Here is a 21,322-nt window from a genome sequence, read left to right as displayed (position 1 = left end):
GACATGGTCTCTGCTGTAGGCGGCGGAAACATCGACGTTGCGGCGATCGTCGACTCGCTGATGGCGGTCGAACGCCGGCCCCTGCAATCCATGCAGGCCGAGGTTCGATCGATCAATTCGCGCATCTCCGCGCTGGGCACGGTGCAGTCGCAGCTGTCGTCGCTGCGCGACGCGGCGCGCAAGCTCGCGTCTGCAGATGGCCTGATGCTCTCGACATTCACTTCGTCCGATGACAAGGTGGCCACGGCGCGCTCGGCCGGCAATGCCACGCCGGGCACCTACAGTCTGACCGTCTCGCGTCTCGCATCGGCCCAATCGATCGCCAGTGCACCGGTCACCGATGCGTCATCGGTCGTGGGCAGCGGATCGCTGCAGATTGAAATTGGCGCAATGACTGGCGGCGTATTCACACCGAACGGCACAGGCACCACGGTCACCATCTCGCCGGCGAACAACACTTTGGCCGGCATTCGCGATGCAATCAATGCCTCTGGCGCCGGCGTAAGCGCGTCCATCGTGCGCGATGCCGGTGGTGCACGTCTGGTGCTGAGCAGCAAGCAATCCGGTGAAGGCAGCCTCATCCGCGTGACCGCGACCGACGACGGCGCAAGCCCGGCACCCGGCCTGGGTGCATTGGCCTACAGCCCTGCAGCGCCCACCGCGACGGCCACCCGCGAGGTTCAAGCCGGCGTGGACGCGCTGTTTCGCCTCAATGGCATGGACCTGCGCTCTGCATCCAACACCGTGACGGGGGTTGTGGACGGCCTTGAGATCTCGCTGAAGAACACCACGGCATCGCCAGTCACCCTGCAGGTGGCGACGGACAGTGACGGGCTCAAGAAGATGCTGGGCGAGTTCGTCACCGCCTACAACGCGATCAACAGCTCGCTGGTTGCACAGACCAAGTACGACCCAAGCAACAAGTCGGCCGGACCTCTGCAAGGTCAGCGCGTCGCCGTCAATGCGCTGAACCAGTTGCGCGCAATGGTGCGCAATCCAGCGGTGGACGACGCGGGCGGCCTGTCCTCAGGAGGGCTGTTCAACATCGCCCGCGACGGCACGCTGAGCATCAACCAGACCGAGGTGGACAAGGCGTTGGCGAACCCGGCGCGGTTTCGTGATCTGATGAGTCGCGACGGGACCGCGGGCAACTTCAGCAGCCAGGGTATTGGTGACCGCTTCGTGAACCTGGTCAATGGTCTGATCGGCAATGACGGCTCGGTCAGCACGCAGATCACTGCGTGGCGGCAGAACGTCACCGACAACCAGCGTCGGCAGGATCGCTTCAACGAGCGCCTGCAACTCACCGAGCAGCGCCTGCGACAGCAATACGGCTCTCTGGACTCGCAGCTCTCCAGCATCCAGGCTGCCATGTCGCCACTGGCCAACCTGATCAATTCGATGAACCGCTGAGCGCCCGGCCGAGCAGCTCAGGAATTGACCCACGAACCCCGCGCTAATCCGAGTTTCCAGGCCGCTCGCGCGCTTCAAGTTGCGCTCAAGCCCAGCCGATAAAGAGGAAACGGAGTCAGAGGCCACGCCATGTTTGCCGCCCCACACAAAGCCGCCAGTCTGTATCGCGCCATCCACGCTGAAACAGCCGTCTCCCATGCGGACCCGCATGGTCTGATCCTGATGCTCTACGACGCGCTGCTGGCCGAACTGGCTCACGCGAGCACGGAGAAGGACCCGGTCAAGCGCACGCGCGCTCTGGCCAAGGGGCAGCGCCTGATCGAGGAAGGCCTGCGTGTCGGGCTGGACTTCAATGCACCCGGCGGCCTGGCTCAGAATCTGGACCTGGTCTACGAGCACTGCACCCTACGTCTGGCCGCAGCCATGACCGACAGCTCAGCCAAGCTCTCGGATGTGATCGTCATGATCCGCGGACTGCGTGACGCCTGGGCCCAGATCCCGCCATCGGTACGTGCCAACCCGCGCGCCGCCCTGGCTGCTTGAGGGGTGCGCGTGAGTCACAGCGTCCTCCACATGTACGAGGCGCTGGCCAATGCCAGCGCCGAAATGCTTGACGCCGCACGGCGCGGGCATTGGGATGAAGTGGCGCGGGTTGAATCCGCCTGTGTCGTGCTGATCGCCCAGCTGCGCGTGGCAGCGCGCAAGCAGCAGCTCACCCGCGAGGACGACCGGCGCCGCCTGCGGCTGATGCAGCGCATCCTGGCGCACGACGCCGAGGTGCGCCAGCTGGCCGAGCCCTGGTTGGATGATCTGGACGCCGCGCTCAGCGGTCAGCGGCGAACCCTACACTGACCATCCCAGCGTGCAGCGCATCTCAGGAATCGAGAAATCACACAGACGGGCCGAGATCCGCTTTCCACATGCGGATTTCGGCCTGTTTGTATTTCAAACAATAATTTAAAAAGGCACCCCAAGGGGTGCCTTTTTATTGATTTCGTTGAAAATCAGACCTGCATGTTCATGATGTCGCTGTAGGCCTGAACCAGGCGGTTGCGCACCGTGACGGCGGCCTGGAAGGACAGCGAGCCTTTCTGCATCGCGACCATGGTCTGCTCCAGGCTCACGTTCGGGTTCTCCATCGTGAACTCGCGCTGAAGCGCCTGGGCCTGCAGTTGCGCGCTGCTCACCTGCTTGAGCGCGCCGCTGAGCACGTTGGAAAAGTTGGCCTGCTCCGTACCGCCGGTACCGCCGGCACCCGCCACGGCGCGGCCGGCGCCCGCACCCGTGAGACCGTTGGCCTGCGCTGCGCGCAGTGCGCTGTTCAGCGCTGCGTTCATGCCCGGTAGTTTGACTGCGTCCATGGCCTTGTCCTGGGGATTGCTGCGACATTCAGGTTCATTTCCCGGCGTCGCCTCAAGTTGCGCCTGAGGCTGCCGATAGAGACATCGTAGGGTGGTCAATCGCCCGGCAATGTGTCGATCTACAGGGTCGGGACCCGCCTTTTCAGGCCATGTTGCGCGCCTTGTGCTGACGAGAATGCAGGTGTTGACCCGAAACCGGGTCCCTCGCACATCAGATGCCCACCATGGCCGACAACGCCCTCGCACTCAATTCCAGCGCCGCCAACCCGGCGGCCTCTGCCAGCTTCGTTGAACGCGTCAGGAGCTTCAGCCCCGGTCAGATCATGGCCGTGCTGGGCGGCATCGCAGCCCTGATCGCGGTGCTGGCCGTCTCCTTGATGTGGACCAAGGAACCGGACTGGCGCGTGCTCTTCTCTGGTCTGGGCGACAAGGACGCTGGCGCAGTGGTCGCGGGCCTGGACAAGCTTCAAGTGCCCTACAAACTCTCGGAAGGTGGCGGTGCCATCCTGGTGCCGGGCGATCGCGTGCACGACGCGCGCCTGAAGCTGGCCAGCCAAGGCCTGCCAAAGGGCGGCACGGTCGGCTTCGAGCTGATGGACACGCCGCGCTTCGGCATGACGCAGTTCCAGGAGCGCCTGCAATATCAGCGCGGCCTTGAAGGCGAACTCTCGCGCTCGATCGGGGCGCTCGGCGCGGTGCAGTCCGCCCGTGTGCATCTTGCTCTGCCAGCGCAGAACACCTTTGTACGCGACAACCAGAGGCCCAGTGCTTCCGTCCTGCTGAACCTGCACCCCGGCCGCTCGCTGGACCGCTCGCAGATCGCCGGCATCGTCCATCTGGTGGCTTCCTCGGTGCCTGAACTCAGCCCCAAGCAGGTCAGCGTGGTGGACTCCAGCGGCGCCTTGCTCTCCGGCGAAGACGCCAGCGCGGACAAGACTGGCCTGGACCCGGGCCAGATTCAGTATGTGTCGCAGCTCGAATCAGCCTACATCAAGCGCATCACAGACATCCTTGAACCCATCGTGGGCCGCGGCAACGTACGCGCCCAGGTCAAGGCCGATGTCGACTTCAACCACACCGAAGCCACGGTCGAAGAATTCAAACCCAACAATGGCGATCAGCCTGCTGCCATCCGCAGCACCAGCACGCAGGAGGCCAGCAATGGCGCCGGCGCGGCGGCCGCAGGCGTGCCTGGCGCGCTGAGCAATCAGCCCCCGGGCGAGTCCAGGGCTCCGATCAATGGCGCCAACCCTGCGCCCCAGGCGGCCGGCCAAAACGCTGGCGGCCAGTCCAACCGCTCCGCCGTGACCAACTTCGAGGTCGACAAGACCGTGCGCTACACGCGCAATGCCACCGGCAGCGTGCGCCGCATCTCGGCGGCTGTGGTGGTGAACCAGAAGGCAAACACGGACAAGGGTGGCAAGACCAGCTTCACCGCCATTCCTGAAAAAGAGATGGAGCAGATCAACGCTCTGGTCCGCGAGGCCATCGGCTTCTCCAAGGACCGTGGCGACAGCATCAACGTCGTGAACGCGCCCTTCAAGATGGAGGAGGCGGCCAAGCCCGTGGAGCTGCCGTTCTGGAAGCAGCCCGAGGCAGGCTCCATGATCAAGAACATCGGCATGCCTGTGGCCCTGTTGCTGATCGCACTGGCCATCATCTTCGGCGTGATCCGCCCGGCGCTGCGCCGCGCCCAGGTCGCCCGCGAGGAGGCTCAGGCAGCAGCAGCGCAGTCCGAAGGCCGAATCAATGCCGTCCTGGATGACGCCGAGGCGCTGCCCGCGCCCGAGCGCGCCGGCGTACCGCTGCTGCCCAACCAGGCCCCGAACGAGAACGTGAACGACCTGCGTACCTTTGCCAAGGACAACCCCGCGGCCGTAGCGCTGATCGTGCGCGACTGGATGGCCGGCGGCAAGGCCGAGACCCAGTAAGCGCAACGACCAAAAGCTGAACGAGACCGACCATGAGTTCGAATGTCGACGAAGAGGGCCTGACCGACAGCGCAGTGCTGCTGATGACCATCGGCGAAGAGGAATGTGCCGAGGTCTTCAAGCACCTGTCTCCCAAGGAAGTGCAGCGCCTGGGCGAAACCATGGCCAAGCTCAAGACGGTGCAGCGCGAGCGCGTCGACCAGGTGATCGCCCGCTTCGCCACGGACGCCGCCACCTCCAGCTCGCTGGTGTCGGACACCGACGAGTTCGTGCGCAGCGTGCTCAATCGCGCACTCGGCGAAGAAAAGGCCTCGCTGCTCGTGGACCGTATCCTGCAAGGTCGGGATGTGTCCGGCATCGAATCGCTCAAGTGGATGGATGCTGGCAGCGTGGCCGAGCTCGTTCGCAACGAGCACCCGCAGATCATCGCCTCCATCCTCGTACATCTGGACCGCGATCACGCCTCAGGCATCCTCAACCTCTTCACGGACCGGTTGCGCAACGAAGTGGTCATGCGCATCGCCACGCTCGACGGCATCCAGCCGCTCGCGCTCAAGGAGCTCAACGATGTGCTCTCGCGCGTGCTGCAGGGCGGCGATCGGCTCAAGAAGGCTTCGCTGGGTGGTGTGAAGACCACGGCGGAGATCCTCAACTTCCTCGGCTCGTCCAGCGAAACCGCGGTGCTCGATGCCGTGCGCGAGGCCGATCCGGATCTGGCCCAGAAGATCATGGACCAGATGTTCACTTTCGACGATGTCAACAAGCTCGACGACCGCGGCATCCAGACCCTGCTGCGCGAGGTCTCCACCGAGTCCCTGGTCGTGGCGCTCAAGGGTGCGGACGAGGAACTCAAGGAGAAGATTCTGCGCAACATGTCCACCCGCGCGGCCGAAAGCCTGCGCGAGGAAATGGAGAACAAGGGTCCGGTCCGTGTCTCCGAAGTGGAGTCCGAGCAGAAGGAAATTCTCAAGACCGTGCGCCGGCTGGCCGACGAAGGCCAGATCCAGCTCTCCTCCGGCAGCGACGACGAGTTCGTCTGATGCCCGCGCCACTGAACTGACGAGGACACGCCATGGGTGCGCGTTTTATCCCAAAGGAAGAACTTCCCGGCTTCGAGACCTGGAAGTTCGACAACCTCGGCGGCAAGACCGCACGCAGCGCAGCCGCCAAGGTCTCGCCCAGCAGCCTGAACCCGCAGAGTGCCGCTGGATATGGCGCGGACGCCGATGCCGTGTTTGCCGCGGGGCGCGCCGAAGGTATGAAAGCCGGGCTCTCCATGGGCTTCGAGAAGGGCTGGTCACAGGCGCAAGGCGAAGCCGCTGCGCGGCAGGCCGCTCAGATGCAGGCGCTGGCCCAGCAGGTCGGGCGCATCGCAGAGCGCTTTTCATCGGGCCTGGAGCACCTTGAGAGACAGGCTGCGTCCTCGCTGATTGATCTGGCCATCGAGATAGCACGCCAGGTCGTGCGCGCCGAAGTCCAGACGCGACCGGAAAGCATCTGCACGGTCGTGGACGAAGCCCTGCGCACCCTGATCGACTCCGTGAACAAGCCCACAGTATGGGTAAGCGCCGAGGACATGGCGCTCATCGGCCAGCATCTGTCCGCAGAGCTGGACGCGCGCAGCATGCTGCTCAAGGCAGACCCCGCGCTGGCACGGGGCGAATGTCGCGTGACGACGGCAAGCGCCGTTGTGGATGCCACGCTGGCCGCCCGCTGGCGCCGGGCACTGGCTGCTATTGGCCGCCAGTCCGACGGCAGCGAGGAATGCTGGTCCGGCGCTGAGCAGGAAGGCAAGCCCGAATGAGTCCCATCATGGACACCCAGCGGGTCCCGGCCGAGCGCTGGCAGCAGTTCCTCTCGGACTACCGCAGTTATGCGCGCACCCCTGTGCAGCTCGAGTGCCATGGCACGCTCACGCGGGTCGCTGGTCTGGTGCTGGAGGCCGCAGGCCTGCGCCTTCCGGTTGGCTCGCTCGTCAGCATCGTCCCGCACGATGCGCCCTTCACACCGGATCTGTCTTCCGCGCTCGAGGCTGAAGTTGTGGGTTTCGCACAGGACCGGCTCTTCCTCATGCCCACGGGCGAGGTGCATGGCCTCGCACCGGGGGCACGCGTCGTACCGAAGGACCTTCTGGCAGACGCGCCCGTCTTCGGTGTCTACAACCACCCCTGGCGCCGCACCGAAGACCGCACGCGGCACCTGCCCATGGGCGACGGTCTCCTGGGTCGCGTGGTGGACTCATGCGGTGAGCCGCTGGACCGCAAGGGCCCGCTGGCAACCGTCAAGCCGGGCCCGATCATCCGTCGGCCGATCAATGCGATGGATCGGGACCCCGTGCGCGAGCCGCTGGATACCGGCGTGCGCGCCATCAATGCCCTGCTGTCGGTCGGTCGCGGGCAGCGCCTGGGGCTGTTCGCAGGTTCCGGCGTGGGCAAGAGCGTGCTGCTGGGCATGATGGCCCGACACACGCAGGCAGATGTCACCGTGATCGGCCTGATCGGTGAGCGCGGCCGCGAAGTGCGTGAGTTCATCGAAGAGATCCTGGGTGAGGACGGCATCGCCCGCGCAGTGGTGGTGGCCGCGCCGGCTGATGCGCCGCCCATTCTGCGCATGCAGGGCGCCGCCTATGCCACGGCAATTGCCGAGCACTTCCGCGATCAGGGCAAGAACGTCCTGCTGCTGATCGACTCGCTGACGCGGTACGCGATGGCGCAACGCGAAATCGCGCTGGCGATCGGTGAGCCGCCCGCCACCAAGGGCTATCCGCCCTCGGCCTTCGCCAAGCTGCCGCAGTTGGTGGAGCGCGCGGGCAACGGCCTGCCGGGCCGCGGCTCGATCACTGCCTTCTACACGGTGCTGGCCGAAGGTGATGACCAGCAGGATCCGATTGCCGACGCGGCACGCGCCATCCTTGACGGCCACTTTGTGCTCACACGGCGCCTGGCCGAAGAAGGCCACTACCCCGCCATCGATATCGAGCAGTCGATCTCGCGCGTGATGCACAACGTGGTGTCGTCCGAGCACTTCGAGGCTGCACGAGATTTCAAGGCGTTGTGGTCGCGCTTCTCGCGCTCGCGCGAGCTGCTTTCTGTGGGTGCCTATGTACCCGGTGCCGATCCCGAGCTCGATCGTGCTATCCAGCTCGCACCACAGATGCAAGCTTTCCTGCGACAGACCATGCGCGAAGGCGCCAGCACCTCTTCCAGCGTGTCTGATCTGGGGGCGTTACTGGGCCGCATCCTGCCGCATGCACTCCACCACGAAGGTGAATCGGCATGAGTCCCAAAGCCCTCGAATTGCTGATAGAAACTGCAAGCAACGAACAACTGGCCTGCGAGCGCGCCCTCGCCCAGGCCCTGGGCGCCCAGCAAGCCGCGCAGAACCAGCTGGCACAGCTCACGCAGTTCCGCGACGGTTATGACCAGCAACGCTCCGGCGTCCAGCATGTTGCCCAGCTTCAAGGCATCTCCAGATTCACGGGCGTGCTGGACAGCACGATTGACCGCGCATTTGACGAGACCGTGCGTCTGGAAGCACTGATCGTCGAGCGCCGACAAGCGCTATCCGTGGCCATGCAGCGCGTGAACTCGCTTGAAAAGTGGCGCGAGATCAAGCTGCGCGAGGCGGCAAGCGCCTCAGCCCGCCGCGAGCAGCTCGCCAATGACGAGATGGCCAACCGGCTCATGCACCAGCGCCGTACAGGCCACCTGAATTAGGAATCGACATGTCACTGGGTCAGTTCACTGCAAACAGTCTGCGTCTGGGCGATGTTCAGCGGCCTGCGGACCAGAACTCGATTGCGCAACCGCGTGCCGCACAGCCCGTGGAAGCGTTTCGCGAGCAGATGCTGCGCGAGCAGCAAAATCAGGAGGCCCGGCAGGCACACACACGCCGTGACTCCGGTAGCTCGGCGCGCGTACCTGAGAAACACAGAGAACAACCCACAGGGCCGGACGCAGAAGCGCGCGGACTCAGCGGCGCGACCGGTACAGAGTCTCGCGCGGGTACTCCACCGCGCCCCAACACCCCCGCCGGGAACGCCGCCGGTGCGCCTGCTGCAGCACAGGCTGGCCGCCCTGAACACTCCGGCGCGTCAGGCAGCGCCGACAGCGCCGCCGAGCAGACGGCGTCTTCGCCGGAAGCTGGAGGCGAAGACGCGCTCGAATCCGCACCTGCGCAGACGCAGGCAAAGCCCCAGGCAGAGTCCGCAGGCCTCCCGGCTTCAGCACGCATGTCTTCACCAAAGGGCAGTGAAGCGGTCGATTCCGGCTCAGCCGATGCGAAGCCTGGCCCCGCAGCCGACACACCCGCGGCCAAGCAGCGTAACCGCACAGTGCCCGCAGCCGCACCCAACGAGCTCAAGCAGGTGGCCGCCAGCGCGCCAGCCCCGGAGGCAGGTTCGTTCACCGTCGCGGCGACGACGCTCGGCCCGGCTTCTCCGGAGTCCAGTGCGAGGCTCGCGCCGCAGATGCTCAGCGCAGTGCGCGCCGGAGACCCCGCACCCATGGCCCTGATTCAGCGTATGGACACCGCACTCTCACCCGTTCAGGAACGTGCGGGTAGCGCGGACGCGCTGGCTACGTTTCACTTGAGCGCACGCGCCGATACGCCCGCCTTTGCACATCAGCTTGGGGATCGGATCGGTCTGATGTTGCGTGCCGGCACAGGCGAGGCACGGATGATCCTTCACCCCGAGGCCTTGGGTACCGTGTCAGTGTCATTGAAGGTCCGGGACAACGAAGCAAAGGTGAACTTTTCGGCAGGCACGGAGGCCGCGCGTGCCGCACTTGAAGCGGCGCTTCCTCAACTCAAGGAACTGCTGGCCAATCAGGGCGTCCAGCTCGTCGCAGCCAGCACGCAGACCCAGACGTTCTCGGCCGACCCCGGGCAGCACGGCGCGCAGTTCCACGGGCAGCATCGAGAACATGCAGATGCACAGCGCTCAGGTGGCAACTGGCGGGCCGCGCAACTGCGCGACAGTCCGGTGCTGGACGCCGCGCTCGCTGCAGCGCCCGCAACCCGCCAACCAGGTGCGGGCCGACTATCGATCTTCGCCTGAACCGCCGCACGCTTTGCCGTCTGCGCAACTCGGCAGACGGCAAAGCGTGTCCAGCTTTCAGCGAAAGCCGCTCAAGCGCGGCCATTCCGGACCGATAACCGGCCCGGAATAGCGCCGGGTTCACAGGCCTTATCCCCCCATTCCCTCGTCGGGTGCGATCGCACAATGACTTCATTGCTGCGCCGACCCCCCTTCGGCGCGCCTGTGCAGACCGCACGCCAACACCGATCAAGGACTGGGACCCATGGCCGCCAAGGAAGCCCCCGCTGAGGCAGCACCCCCCAAAAAGGGCAAGAAGAAGCTGATCATCATCATCGCCGCGGCCGTGCTGCTGCTTGGCGGCGGTGGCGCTGCGGCGCTCGTGATGATGAAGAAGAAGGCTGCTGCCGCTGAAGAAGGCGGCGAAGGCAAGGCCGCGCAGGCCGATGCACCCAAGTTCAAGGCACCTGATCCCAAGAACCCGCCCATCTTCGTGGCTCTGGAGCCCTTCACGGTCAATCTGAAGCCGGAACCCGGCCTGGGTGACAAGTTCGCCCAGATCTCAGTCACGCTCGAGGTCGCGGCCAAGGAAGTGGAGGATGCGCTCAAGCTGCGCATGCCGATCCTGCGTAACGAGATCCTGTTCGCCATTGCCGACAAGACCGCAGCCGAACTGCTGACCAACGAGGGCAAGCAGGCCCTGGGCATGGACATCGCGTCAGCAGCGGGCAAACAGCTGGGCTGGCAGGCACCGCCCAAGTTTGTCGTGCCGCCGCAGCTCATGCCGCAGCCCGGTATGGCGCCTGAGCAGGTCGCACAGCTCGAACAGATGAAGTCGATGCTCGAGAAGCAGCATCGCGAACAGTTCAAGAGCGGGTCGCCCAATCCAGTGCTGGCAGTGCATTTCGCCAGCTTCATCGTTCACTGATTCCTGCACAAAGAGCGAAGCCCATGGCCGGCGCAAGCTTTCTCTCGCAAGACGAAGTCGATGCCCTTCTTGAGGGCGTCACAGGCGAGAAGCAGACCTCGGAGGGAGACTCCGAAGACGGCGGCGTACGTGTCTACGACCTGGCCAGCCAGGAACGCATTGTTCGTGGGCGCATGCCCACGATGGAGATCATCAACGAGCGCTTTGCGCGAAATCTGCGCATCGGCATCTTCAACTTCCTGCGGCGCTCGCCCGAGATCTCGATCGGCCCAGTCAAGGTGCAGAAGTACAGCGCCTTCCTGCGCAACATCGTCGTGCCGAACAACATCAACATCATGCATGTCCGGCCGCTGCGCGGCTCGGGCCTGATCATCTGCGATCCGACGCTGGTGTTCACCGTAATCGACTGCCTGTTCGGCGGCAGCGGCACGATTCACACCCGCATCGAGGGCCGCGACTTCTCACCCACCGAGCAGCGCATCATCCAGCGCCTGCTCGAAGTCATCACCGAGGAGTACGGAAAGGCCTGGGCGCGGATCTACCCGTTGTCGCTGGAGTATCAGCGCAGCGAAATGCACACCCAGTTCGCCAACATCGCCACGCCTTCGGAAATCGTCGTCTCCTGCGCGTTCACTGTCGAAATTGGCGAGAGCTCGGGCGACATCCACTTCTGCATTCCCTACTCCACGCTCGAACCGATCCGCGACATCCTGTACTCGTCCCTGCAAGGGGACAGCCAGGAGACCGACACGCGGTGGGTTCGGCTGCTGACCAAGCAGATCCAGAGTGCCGACGTGGTCATGCGAGCGGAGTTGGCTCAGAGCAGCATCACTGTGGGCGAATTGATTGCCCTGAAGCCTGGGGACTTCATCGAGATGGATATCCCCGAGCAGATCGAGATCAAGGTGGACGGCGTCCCCGTGTTCGGCGGCCGCTACGGAACAGTCAACGGGCACTACGCCTTCCGAATTGAAGAGTTTTTGACAGGCCGAGAGGCCCAGGATTGGATCGGAGATTCCGATGAGCGCTGAGAACCAGGATGCGATGGCCGACGAATGGGCGGCCGCCCTTGAACAGCAGGCCGCCGCCGAGAGTGGCACAGCCGTTGTGGACGAACCCACCGAGTCTGCCTTGCCCGCGCAGCAGGTTCAGGCCACGCTGTTCAAGCCCTTTGCCGCACCCGGTCAGGGCGGCGGCAACAACGACATCGAGATGATCCTGGACATTCCGGTCCAGCTCACGGTGGAGCTGGGCCGTACGCGCATTCCGATCAAGCACATCCTGCAGTTGGCCCAGGGCTCCGTGATCGAACTGGATGCACTGGCTGGTGAACCCATGGACGTGCTCGTCAACGGCTGCCTGATCGCTCAAGGCGAGGTGGTCGTGGTGAACGACAAGTTCGGCATCCGCCTGACGGACATCGTCACGCCCTCAGAGCGCATGAAGCGCCTGAACCGCCACTAGACCTCAATCGGCTGGACAGCCCGCGTTGCCCCGCGAGAGCTGCCCGGAGACCCTGATGAACAGCCCTGCCCTTCTTCGCTCTGCTCTGTGCGCGAGCCTCACCCTGAGCCTGAGCGCGATCTGCTTCGCCCAGCAGGCCGCCGGTCCGGTCGCGGCCTCTGCAGTCCCCGCAAGCTCCAGCGGATCCATGTTCATGGTGGTCCTGTTGCTCATCGCGATGGTGGCAGGGGCCTGGTATCTCAAGCGCGGCGGTCGGCTCAAGGGCGCTCCCGCAAGCGAACTGAAAGTAGTGAGCGCCGTGGCGGTGGGTGCGCGCGAGCGCATCGCCATCGTCGAGGTAGCCGGCAAGCGCCTGGTAGTCGGCATCACGCCGAATCAGATCAACCTGCTGAGCGAGACGCCTGCCCCCGCAGGGTTCAGCGAATCGCTCAAGCAGGCGCAGGAGACGCGCAATGCGTGAGCTCCCCTCCGCTCTGAAAGCGGGCGCCGTGTTGATGGCCGCCGCTGGCCTGGCATGGTTTGCCCCCGATGCCGTAGCTCAGTCAAGCCCCCTGCAGCTGACCTCGCAAACCAGCGGCGGCACGACCACATATTCCGTGCCGGTGCAGACGCTGCTGATGATGACGGCCCTGTCCTTCATCCCAGCAATCCTGCTTCTGATGACGAGCTTCACGCGCATCATCATCGTGCTGTCGCTTCTTCGGCAGGCACTGGGCACAACGACCACGCCGCCCAACCAGGTGCTGATCGGCCTGGCGCTGTTCCTGACCTTTTTCGTCATGGCTCCGGTCACAGACCGGATCACCGAAGAGGCTTACAAACCCTTATCGGCAAACCAGATCGGTTTTGAAGAGGCAATGAAGCGCGGCGAGGTGCCGCTGAAGGAATTCATGCTGCGCCAGACCCGCGACACGGATCTCGCGCTCTTCGCCCGACTGGGCAAGGTGCCCGCAGACACGAAGCCGGAAGCCTTTCCCCTGCGAGTGGTGGTCCCGGCGTTCGTGATCAGCGAGCTGAAGACCGCCTTCCAGATCGGCTTCATGATCTTCATCCCCTTCCTGATCATCGACATGGTGGTCGCCAGCGTGCTGATGAGCATGGGGATGATGATGCTGTCGCCCGTGCTGGTGGCCCTGCCCTTCAAGCTCATGCTCTTTGTGCTGGCCGACGGCTGGAACCTCCTCGTGGCCTCGCTGGTTGCCAGCTTCCACGTCGGTACCTAGCGCCTTGATCGGCACCCTCAACAGGACTCCATGATGAACGCCCAATCCGTGATGACGCTCGGTCAACAGGCCCTGCAACTGCTCCTGATGATCTCGGCTCCCTTGCTGCTGACTGCGCTGGCCGTCGGCCTCGTGGTGGCCGTCTTTCAGGCCGCCACCCAGGTCAACGAAGCCACGCTGTCCTTCCTGCCCAAGCTGGTCGCTGTCATCGCGGCATTGGTGATTGCAGGCCCATGGATGATGAGCATGATGGTGAGCTACCTGCGCACGCTGATCGAATCCATCCCCGGTGCGATCGGCTGATCCCGCCCCAGCGCCAGAGCCGTGATCCAGTTCACCGACAGCCTCGTTCTGGGATGGGTTGCGGCCTTCATCTGGCCGTTCATTCGGGTGTTGGCGCTGTTCTCCGTCGCCCCCTTCCTGGGCAACCGCGCCGTGCCTACGCGTGTACGGATCGCCTTGGCAGCACTGATCGCTTTGCTGCTCGCGCCGGACGTCCCCGCCTCGGCACGTACGCTGGATCTGGTCCCGATGTTCGGCCTGGCAGTGCAGCAGGTACTGATCGGCCTGACCATCGGATTCACGGTGCGTCTGGTCTTTGCCGCCATCGAGCTGGCTGGCGAACTCATCGGCCTGCAGATGGGTCTGGGGTTCGCGTCCTTCTTCGACCCGACGCAGGGCGGGCAGAGCAATGCGGTGAACCGCATGATGGGTGTGCTCACCATGCTGCTCTTTCTCGCCATGAACGGCCACTACCTGCTGCTCGCGGCCATTACCAAGAGCTTTGAGCTGTTTCCGGTGGGTTCCAATCCCTTGGGAGTACTGGGCGCCGTGCCCATGATGCAGCTGGGCGCGCAGATGTTCGAGATCGCCCTCACGATTGCGCTGCCCTTCATCGTGTTGATCGGCTTCATGAATCTGGCGCTCGGCGTGATGAGCCGGGTTGCGCCGCAGTTTCAGGTGTTCTCGCTGGCCTTTCCGGTCACGGTCATCTCCGGGCTGGTGGCACTGTTCATCACCCTGCCCTTCATGCAGCAGCCGCTCACGATTGCGATCGAGCGGATGCTGGGCTGGATTCTCGGCTAGGCGCTCGCTGCGGAGCCCTGTATTTGCGTACCCAGACCGAGGATGGGTTGGCCAAGCGTGAACTCCAGCAGGTGGCCGCCGGGCTCACGAACCAGCACGTAGCAGCCGATGCTGCCACCTGCATCGCGAGGCCTGCCAACGAGAATGTCGGCGTCTCCTTCGCGCGACTACCGCATCCACGTCGCTTCGGTAAACGCACTGGAAGCCGAGGTGATCGACGGGCGTCTTGACCTCGGCGTGCTTCAGCACGAGCACGCACTCTGGATCGGCCCGCCCTTCATGCGGCGGGCCAAGCCAGACGGTGCTGCCGCCCTCCAGCCGCCGATCCCGGACCACGGCCAGGCCGCCATAACGACTGAAGAAGTTGACTGACGCATCCAGCTCGTCAACCGGCAGTGCGAGGTGGGGCCAGCGCACACCCAAGATTCGCTCTGCATTCAAAGTGGAGCGCCGAGTATCCGAGCAAGCGCGCAGCGTCTGCCGATCAGCGCTTGCACGCACCGGGAGCGTGCGCAATTCATGATAAAAATCGGCCACGATTACATGTTGATGCATTGGCCTCGAAACATATATCCAATAAGCGGAAAGTAACTTTTGCTGCTTTATAAATAGCTCATTTATGGCCAACAAATGAAAAACAGCGCCTTGCGGCGCTGCTTGTGGTGCGCAACTTGTGGTTCGCGATCAAGCCATTTCAACTCGGAACACGCTCACTGCGCGGGCCAGACGCTCGGCCTGATCCTTCAAGCTCTCGGCTGCTGCGGCAGACTCTTCAACCAGTGCTGCGTTCTGCTGAGTCATCTGGTCCAGACGAGACACGGAGCCATTGACCTCGCCGATCCCGCTGGTCTGCTCGCTCATCGCAGAGCTGATCTCGCCGATGATGTCACTCACGCGGCTCACCGAGCTGACGATGTCGCTCATGGCAGCGCCAGCGGTCTGCACCAGCTCGCTACCAGCGGCCACACGCTCGGTGCTGGCGCTGATAAGGGTCTTGATTTCCTTGGCGGCCTGCGCGCTGCGCTGGGCGAGATTGCGCACTTCACCGGCTACCACTGCAAAGCCGCGGCCCTGTTCGCCGGCGCGTGCGGCCTCCACACTGGCATTGAGCGCCAGAATGTTGGTCTGGAAGGCGATCCCGTCGATCACGCCAATGATTTCGTTGATCTTCTTGGAGTGAGACGAAATTTCCTGCATGGTGTGAACCACCTTGCCCACCACTTCGCCACCGCGCGTAGCGTCAGCGCTTGCAGCATGCGCCATCTGGCTGGCCTGGCGCGCATTGTCGGCGGACTGGGACACCGTGGCTGTGAGTTGCTCGATCGCTGAGGCGGTCTGTTGCAGATTGCTGGCAGCCTGCTCCGTGCGCTGCGAAAGATCCTGATTGCCGACTGCGACTTCGGACGAAGCCACCGAGATCGACGACACCGACTCGCGGACATCAGACACCACACTGCGCAGAGCCGCCTGCATCTCGACCAGAGATTCAAGCAGCCGGCCAAACTCATCACCACGCTGGATATCGATCGTCGCGGCCAAGTCTCCTTCAGCCACGCGGCGGGCAAAGCGGCGCGCCTCATCCAGCGGGCCCTTGATGGTGCGCATCAGCCACCAGCCGGCACCGATGCCGACCAGAAGCGCCACAGCCAGAACGGTGAGTTCCGCAACTACGGCAACCTGCTTGTAGCTGGCGGCTTCCGCGCGCTTGCGGGCTGCGTCATCCAGCTGGAGCTTCACGATCTGACTGGCGGCCTCGTCCGCCTTGGCGATCATTTGGCGGACCGGCCCAAGCGCGGTCTCGGCGAACATGCTCATCATCGGGTTGCCGCCGCCCATGGCTGCAACCACGCTGTCGAAGTTCTTGGCGTACTGCGCGACGGCATCGCTCATCTTGGCCACCTCGGTGGCAATGGCCTGGTCCGAGTTGCTGTCGCCAACAGTCTTCAGCAGCGCTTGCACGTTCTGCAGCTCAGCCTTCCACGCCTTGCCGGAGGCTGCAACTTTCTCGGGGTCTCCACCTGCAAGCAACACGTCCTTTTCGTGCTGCCGCATGACCGCCATCTTGGCGCGCATCTCCGCCAAGCGCTGCGACTGTGCGACGTCACCGTCCAGCACGGCACCGAACTTGTTGCCCTGTACGGTCAACATCACCACCGCCGTGACAGCCGTGATCGCTGTGGACAGGAGCAGGAGCCCGATCACACCGACCATCTTCGCGGCAACACTCAAGTTCTTGAACATCTCAATCCCCTCTGCGCCGCCTCCAGGCGCTTCTTACAGTTCATGCTCAGGTCACTGACCGGCGATTCACACCGACCGCGTGCGCCAGAGGCTGCGCACGATGCTCCAGGCGCTCGGCCGCGGCGGCACGTTGCTCCGCCAGCGCAGGGCGATGTTGAATCGAACGATTCATTGGACCCACCGCCGAAACGAGCTGCGTGACATCTCTGGTCTGCTCCAAGTTGCTGGCGGTGATCTCACCGGTCATGCCAGCCACGCTCGATGCGGCTCGGGACGTTCATCAACACGTCCTTCTTGACTCGCCGCATCGCGCGCAGACTCACTCGCGTCCCGGCGCTGGGTACCGCAGGCGACAGGTCTCGCTCGACGACTTCGAAGCTATTGCCGGTCAATTTCGAACGTGTCATTTCGCCAGCCTCCGTTGCGCGGGCTTGTCCAAGTCAGCTCAGAACTCTTCCCAGTCGTCGCTGGCACCAGCACCCACTGTTGCTGGCGCGGGTGCAGCGGCCGGCTTCGCTGGCGCAGCGGGGCTCGCGGCCGGCGCAGCGGCAGCCACGGGAGCAGGTGCGCTGTGCGAAGGAACGCTGCTGCTTGCAGACTTGATGGCGGCAGCAGGCGTGTCAGCCGAGGACGCGCTGGGCTTGGCCGCCGGCTTTGCAGCGGGCTTGGCGACGGGCTTTGACGCAACCTTAGTCACAGCAAACGGCTTGACTGGCGCAGACGCACCGGCTGCGGCCAGCGCAGCCTGCGGCTGAGTTGCCGCCACGAAACTCTGTGCTGCACGCTGTGCGGCCAGTTTGAACACGCTCACGGACTGCGCCAGCCGAACGGCCTGATCCTTCAGGCTTTCAGCCGCCGCAGCAGACTCTTCAACCAACGCAGCGTTCTGCTGGGTCATCTGATCCAGCTGGTTCACCGCCTGGTTGACCTGCGCGATGCCGCTGGCCTGCTCGGTGGTGGAGGCCGTGATCTCGCCGATCATGTCCGTCACACGCTGCACGCTGGCGACGATCTCGTTCATCACGCTGCCAGCATCCGCCACCAGTTGGCTGCCGGTCTCGACCTTCTCGGCGCTGGCGCCGATCAGGGTCTTGATCTCCTTGGCGGCCTCGGCGCTGCGCTGGGCGAGATTGCGCACTTCAGATGCCACCACGGCAAAGCCGCGGCCCTGCTCACCGGCACGGGCGGCTTCCACGCTGGCGTTCAGCGCCAGGATGTTGGTCTGGAAAGCGATGCCGTCGATGACACCGATGATCTCGCTGATCTTGCGCGACGCCGTGCTGATGTCGGTCATGGTCTCAACGACCCTGCCCACCACCTCGCCACCGCGCATGGCATCCATGCTTGCTGCGCTGGCCAGCTGGTTCGCCTGGCGAGCCGACTCGGCATTCTGATTCACGTTTTGTGAAAGTTGTGACATCGACGCTGCAGTCTCCTGCAGGCTGCTCGCTGTCTGTTCTGTACGGCCGGACAGATCCTGGTTGCCCACAGCCACTTCGGTGGATGCGGTTGTGATGGAGTCTGCCGCTACACGGATCTGTCCCACCGTGTTGCGCAGGCTTTCCTGTACACGCTGAATGGCTGCAACGGTCTTTGCAACTTCGTCGGTACCGTCGACGAAGAGGTCTTCGCTCAAGTCACCGACTGCCATCCGCTCGGCCAGCGCCTGCACGTCGTGCAGGGGCTTGGTGATGGAGCGCAATGTGGCCCAGAACAGCCAGCACAGGACGGTGACGAAGACAGCCGTCACCGTCATGCGACCCCACATCGGGGTATTGAATGCCGCATGGACGGGCGTGGTCATGGCTGCAGAGATCACCACCACGAACATGAGGATGAATCGCTGCTTGATGGAAAATCGGTTCAGCATCTGGAGTCCCTCCTGAGAGCCATCAAGATCAGGCGGCGGCCTGACCGTCGGTCAGGCACATGTCGGGGGAGTGCATGAGATGCTCGATGTCCAGCAAGATGAGCATGCGCTCGCCCACGCTGCCCAGGCCCATGATGAAGGCGGCGTCAATAGCGGAAGACAGCTCCGGGGCGGGCTTGACGTTCTCGTTCTGCAGCTCGAGCACGTCGGACACACTGTCCACGACCATGCCCACGACGCGGCCGCCCACATTCAGGACGATGACCACGGTAAAGCTGTTGTACTCAGCGCTGGCGCAGTTGAACTTAAGGCGCATGTCCACGATCGGGACGATCACGCCACGCAGATTGACCACGCCCTTGATGAAGGCTGGCGCATTGGCGATGCGCGTGGGGTTTTCATACCCGCGGATTTCCTGAACCTTCAGGATGTCGATTCCGTACTCTTCCTCGCCGAGGCGGAAGGTGAGGAATTCCTTCGCACCGATCAGTGCGAGGTTGCCGAAGTTTTCCATCTTGCCCATGATTTGCTCCTAGAGAATGGCTTGGGACTGTTCGCACTGAACGCTTAGTGACGCGAGCGCCGCACAAGGCTGATCGTGTCGAGAATGAGTGCCACGCGGCCGTCACCCATGATGGTGGCGCCTGAGACGTGGTTGATCTTTCGGTAGTTGGCTTCGAGGTTCTTCACCACGATCTGATGCTGGCCGATCAGCTGATCCACCAGCAGGGCCACGCGGCCCCCTTCGGACTCGACGATGACCATGATTCCGCCGTTGGAGTCCCAGTCGAAGCGCGGCACGTTGAAGAGCTCTTCGAGCGCGACCACCGGCATGTATTCATTGCGCACTTCCACCACGCGCTCGCTGCCGCCGATGGTGCGGACCTGCTTGTCGTCGACCTGGAAGCTCTCGACCACGCTGCCCAGCGGCAGGATGTAGACCTCATCTCCGACGCCCACGCTCATGCCATCCATGATGGCCAGGGTCAGGGGCAGGCGCACCGAGACGCGCGTCCCCAGCCCGTCGGCGGAATCGAGTTCGACCGTGCCGCCCAGGCTGGTGATGTTCTTCTTCACCACATCCATCCCTACGCCGCGGCCGGACACATCCGTCACGGCTTCGGCGGTGGAGAAGCCCGGCGCGAAGATCAGCTGCCAGACCTCCTGGTCGGTCATTTCGTCGGCGACCGGGATGCCCTTCTCGCGTGCCTTGGCAAGGATCTTGTCGCGGTTCAAACCGCGGCCGTCGTCCTTGACCTCGATCACGATCGAACCGCCCTGGTGCTGGGCAGACAGGGTCACGGTGCCTTGTGCGGGCTTGCCCTTGGCGACTCGGTCTTCCGGCTTCTCAATGCCGTGGTCGACGCTGTTGCGCACGAGATGGGTCAGGGGGTCGGTAATCTTCTCGATCAGCCCCTTGTCGAGTTCGGTGGCTTCACCCACGGTATGCAGTTCAACCTGCTTGCCCAGCTTGGCAGTCAGGTCGCGCACCATGCGCGGGAAGCGGCTGAACACGAAGCTCATCGGAATCATGCGCACGCTCATGACTGCTTCCTGCAGGTCACGGGTGTTGCGCTCCAGATCGTTCAGACCGGCGATCATCTGCTGATGCTCGACAGGATCCAGACCGCGCGCGTTCTGCGCCAGCATGGCCTGCGTGATCACGAGCTCGCCGACGAGGTTGATCAACTGGTCAACCTTCTCCACGGAGACACGGATGGTCGAGTCTGCCGCGGCCGCGGCAGGCGCCGGCGCCTTGGACTCCGCCTTGGCGCTTGCCTTGGGTGCGGCCGGGGCAGCCGGCTTGACCTCCGCCTTGCCCGGCAGCGTGTTCGGGTCGACGAAGAAGCCGTAACCCGGATCCTTTGCTTCAGCCTTCGGCGCGCCGGCTTCCGGCACATCGGCAAACAGCCCAAAGCCCTCGATGCCGGTACCGGTGGAGGTGTCGCACTTCGGCGCTTCGGTGTGGTCAACGATCTGGATCTGCTCGCGCGACACATGGAACGAGAACAGATCGATCAGATCGGCGTCGTTGGACTTGGTGATCACCTTGAAGCGACGCTTGCCAGCTTCGTCGACCTTGCCATCGTCCATCGGACTCATGGTGCCCAGATCGACGACTTCCTTGAAGAGTTCAAGCAGATCATCGGCCTGTGCCGGGTTGCTCAGCGGGCCGACCACGATCTCCAGGGTGCGCTGCGCAGGCGCTGCGGGTGCAGTGCTCGGCGCAGCCGCAGCAGGTGCTGCAGCGGGTGCGTCAGCTGAAGACGACGGCCGAGCGGCCGATGCCACCGGCTGGCCGCTCAAGTGCGCCGCAATGTCGGCAAGCAGCTGCGCGGTGTCCACGACTTCAGTGGAGGCACCCTGATGGCGCGCCAGCTGGGCACGGAGCATGTCGCCCGAGGTCAGCAGGGTGTCCACCATCGAGGTATTCAGCCCGAGCTCGTGGCGGCGCAGCTTGTCCAGCAGCGTTTCCATCTGGTGCGTCAGCTCGGCCACGTCGGCGAAGCCGAAGGTGGCGGCGCCGCCCTTGATGGAGTGCGCGCAGCGGAAGATGGCGTTGAGTTCTTCGTCGTCGGCGTTGTCCACATCCAGCTCGAGCAGCAGCTGCTCCATGCTGGTGAGGTTCTCGCCGGCTTCCTCAAAGAACACCTGGTAGAACTGGGTCAGGTCGAAGCCGCCGCTTTGCAGGTTGGCGCCTTCGTTGGTCATTTCACCCATGATTGATTCCTCGTTCGTCGGACCGGGGGCGGACTCGCATCGTCAC

At 64.0% G+C, this 21,322-nt stretch carries 24 protein-coding genes; 17 read left to right on the top strand and 7 right to left on the bottom strand.

The window, feature by feature from the left end; translation table 11 throughout:
• Positions 1-3: 3 nt before the first annotated feature.
• The 3 genes from fliD (at position 4) to ACMDW7_RS02345 (ending at position 2,265) form a co-directional block, all read left to right on the top strand.
• The gene (gene fliD, locus ACMDW7_RS02355; protein ID WP_377305923.1) at positions 4-1,413 is read left to right on the top strand and encodes a flagellar filament capping protein FliD; all 1,410 of its coding nucleotides are present in this window, start codon (positions 4-6) and stop codon (positions 1,411-1,413) included.
• Between the two features lie 129 nt (positions 1,414-1,542).
• Positions 1,543-1,956, top strand: coding sequence for a flagellar export chaperone FliS (fliS, locus tag ACMDW7_RS02350; RefSeq protein ID WP_377305925.1), 414 nt, complete (start codon positions 1,543-1,545; stop codon positions 1,954-1,956).
• 9 nt (positions 1,957-1,965) lie between these two features.
• Positions 1,966-2,265 carry a flagellar protein FliT gene (locus ACMDW7_RS02345; RefSeq protein WP_054127186.1) on the top strand — a complete coding sequence of 100 codons (300 nt, stop codon included), beginning with the start codon at positions 1,966-1,968 and terminating at the stop codon, positions 2,263-2,265.
• A 152-nt stretch (positions 2,266-2,417) separates the two neighbouring features.
• Here the strand turns inward: ACMDW7_RS02345 and fliE are convergent, their stop codons facing one another.
• Complete coding sequence (gene fliE, locus ACMDW7_RS02340; protein WP_377306175.1) at positions 2,418-2,750, bottom strand: flagellar hook-basal body complex protein FliE; 333 nt, start codon at positions 2,748-2,750, stop codon at positions 2,418-2,420.
• Between the two features lie 248 nt (positions 2,751-2,998).
• Between fliE and fliF the strand changes: the two genes are divergently transcribed.
• The 14 genes from fliF to ACMDW7_RS02270 all read left to right on the top strand — a co-directional run bounded on the left by fliF (position 2,999) and on the right by ACMDW7_RS02270 (position 14,816).
• Entirely contained in the window at positions 2,999-4,705 is a 1,707-nt protein-coding gene (fliF, locus tag ACMDW7_RS02335; protein ID WP_377305926.1) for a flagellar basal-body MS-ring/collar protein FliF, read from the top strand.
• Positions 4,706-4,737: 32 nt separating this feature from the next.
• Positions 4,738-5,745, top strand: a complete 1,008-nt coding sequence (gene fliG, locus ACMDW7_RS02330) for a flagellar motor switch protein FliG (RefSeq protein ID WP_377305928.1) — start codon at positions 4,738-4,740, stop codon at positions 5,743-5,745.
• Between the two features lie 32 nt (positions 5,746-5,777).
• Positions 5,778-6,509 carry a flagellar assembly protein FliH gene (locus ACMDW7_RS02325; RefSeq protein ID WP_377305929.1) on the top strand — a complete coding sequence of 244 codons (732 nt, stop codon included), beginning with the start codon at positions 5,778-5,780 and terminating at the stop codon, positions 6,507-6,509.
• Complete coding sequence (gene fliI / locus ACMDW7_RS02320; protein ID WP_377305931.1) at positions 6,506-7,984, top strand: flagellar protein export ATPase FliI; 1,479 nt, start codon at positions 6,506-6,508, stop codon at positions 7,982-7,984. The genes ACMDW7_RS02325 and fliI overlap by 4 nt, the downstream gene beginning before the upstream one ends.
• Positions 7,981-8,421 (top strand): flagellar export protein FliJ, encoded by a 441-nt coding sequence (fliJ, locus tag ACMDW7_RS02315; protein ID WP_377305933.1) that lies wholly within the window; start codon positions 7,981-7,983, stop codon positions 8,419-8,421. The genes fliI and fliJ overlap by 4 nt, the downstream gene beginning before the upstream one ends.
• A 515-nt stretch (positions 8,422-8,936) precedes the next feature.
• Positions 8,937-9,764: a flagellar hook-length control protein FliK gene (locus ACMDW7_RS02310; protein ID WP_414859596.1), complete on the top strand. Its 828-nt coding sequence runs from the start codon at positions 8,937-8,939 to the stop codon at positions 9,762-9,764.
• Positions 9,765-10,008: 244 nt separating this feature from the next.
• Entirely contained in the window at positions 10,009-10,671 is a 663-nt protein-coding gene (locus ACMDW7_RS02305; protein WP_377305937.1) for a flagellar basal body-associated FliL family protein, read from the top strand.
• 23 nt (positions 10,672-10,694) lie between these two features.
• Positions 10,695-11,702 (top strand): flagellar motor switch protein FliM, encoded by a 1,008-nt coding sequence (gene fliM / locus ACMDW7_RS02300; RefSeq protein ID WP_377305939.1) that lies wholly within the window; start codon positions 10,695-10,697, stop codon positions 11,700-11,702.
• On the top strand, positions 11,692-12,135 hold the full coding sequence (gene fliN / locus ACMDW7_RS02295; RefSeq protein ID WP_377305941.1) for a flagellar motor switch protein FliN: 444 nt from the start codon (positions 11,692-11,694) through the stop codon (positions 12,133-12,135). Before fliM ends, fliN begins: the two co-directional genes overlap by 11 nt.
• A 55-nt stretch (positions 12,136-12,190) precedes the next feature.
• The gene (fliO, locus tag ACMDW7_RS02290) at positions 12,191-12,595 is read left to right on the top strand and encodes a flagellar biosynthetic protein FliO (RefSeq protein WP_377305943.1); all 405 of its coding nucleotides are present in this window, start codon (positions 12,191-12,193) and stop codon (positions 12,593-12,595) included.
• Entirely contained in the window at positions 12,588-13,358 is a 771-nt protein-coding gene (fliP, locus tag ACMDW7_RS02285) for a flagellar type III secretion system pore protein FliP (RefSeq protein ID WP_377305945.1), read from the top strand. The genes fliO and fliP overlap by 8 nt, the downstream gene beginning before the upstream one ends.
• A 33-nt stretch (positions 13,359-13,391) precedes the next feature.
• Positions 13,392-13,661, top strand: coding sequence for a flagellar biosynthesis protein FliQ (gene fliQ / locus ACMDW7_RS02280; protein ID WP_054127189.1), 270 nt, complete (start codon positions 13,392-13,394; stop codon positions 13,659-13,661).
• A gap of 21 nt (positions 13,662-13,682) precedes the next feature.
• Entirely contained in the window at positions 13,683-14,444 is a 762-nt protein-coding gene (fliR, locus tag ACMDW7_RS02275; RefSeq protein ID WP_377305947.1) for a flagellar biosynthetic protein FliR, read from the top strand.
• A gap of 144 nt (positions 14,445-14,588) precedes the next feature.
• Positions 14,589-14,816, top strand: coding sequence for a hypothetical protein (locus ACMDW7_RS02270; protein WP_377305949.1), 228 nt, complete (start codon positions 14,589-14,591; stop codon positions 14,814-14,816).
• 312 nt (positions 14,817-15,128) lie between these two features.
• Here the strand turns inward: ACMDW7_RS02270 and ACMDW7_RS02265 are convergent, their stop codons facing one another.
• The 6 genes from ACMDW7_RS02265 to ACMDW7_RS02240 are packed head-to-tail and all read right to left on the bottom strand — an operon-like array spanning position 15,129 to position 21,276.
• Positions 15,129-16,685, bottom strand: coding sequence for a methyl-accepting chemotaxis protein (locus ACMDW7_RS02265; protein WP_377305951.1), 1,557 nt, complete (start codon positions 16,683-16,685; stop codon positions 15,129-15,131).
• A 46-nt stretch (positions 16,686-16,731) separates the two neighbouring features.
• Positions 16,732-16,932, bottom strand: coding sequence for a hypothetical protein (locus ACMDW7_RS02260; protein ID WP_414859595.1), 201 nt, complete (start codon positions 16,930-16,932; stop codon positions 16,732-16,734).
• Positions 16,922-17,092, bottom strand: a complete 171-nt coding sequence (locus ACMDW7_RS02255; protein ID WP_377305953.1) for a hypothetical protein — start codon at positions 17,090-17,092, stop codon at positions 16,922-16,924. Before ACMDW7_RS02255 ends, ACMDW7_RS02260 begins: the two co-directional genes overlap by 11 nt.
• Positions 17,093-17,130: 38 nt before the next feature.
• A complete protein-coding gene (locus ACMDW7_RS02250) occupies positions 17,131-18,555 on the bottom strand; it encodes a methyl-accepting chemotaxis protein (protein WP_414859594.1) in 1,425 nt (474 codons plus the stop codon).
• Positions 18,556-18,583: 28 nt separating this feature from the next.
• Complete coding sequence (locus ACMDW7_RS02245) at positions 18,584-19,078, bottom strand: chemotaxis protein CheW (protein ID WP_054126834.1); 495 nt, start codon at positions 19,076-19,078, stop codon at positions 18,584-18,586.
• Positions 19,079-19,122: 44 nt separating this feature from the next.
• Positions 19,123-21,276 carry a chemotaxis protein CheW gene (locus ACMDW7_RS02240; RefSeq protein WP_377305955.1) on the bottom strand — a complete coding sequence of 718 codons (2,154 nt, stop codon included), beginning with the start codon at positions 21,274-21,276 and terminating at the stop codon, positions 19,123-19,125.
• Positions 21,277-21,322 lie beyond the last annotated feature (46 nt).

This window comes from Piscinibacterium candidicorallinum (assembly GCF_047549485.1).
Classification (GTDB): Bacteria; Pseudomonadota; Gammaproteobacteria; order Burkholderiales; family Burkholderiaceae_C; genus Piscinibacterium; species Piscinibacterium candidicorallinum.
The sequence above is the reverse complement of the archived record's forward strand: the minus strand, read 5'-3'. Positions and strand labels throughout refer to the sequence as shown.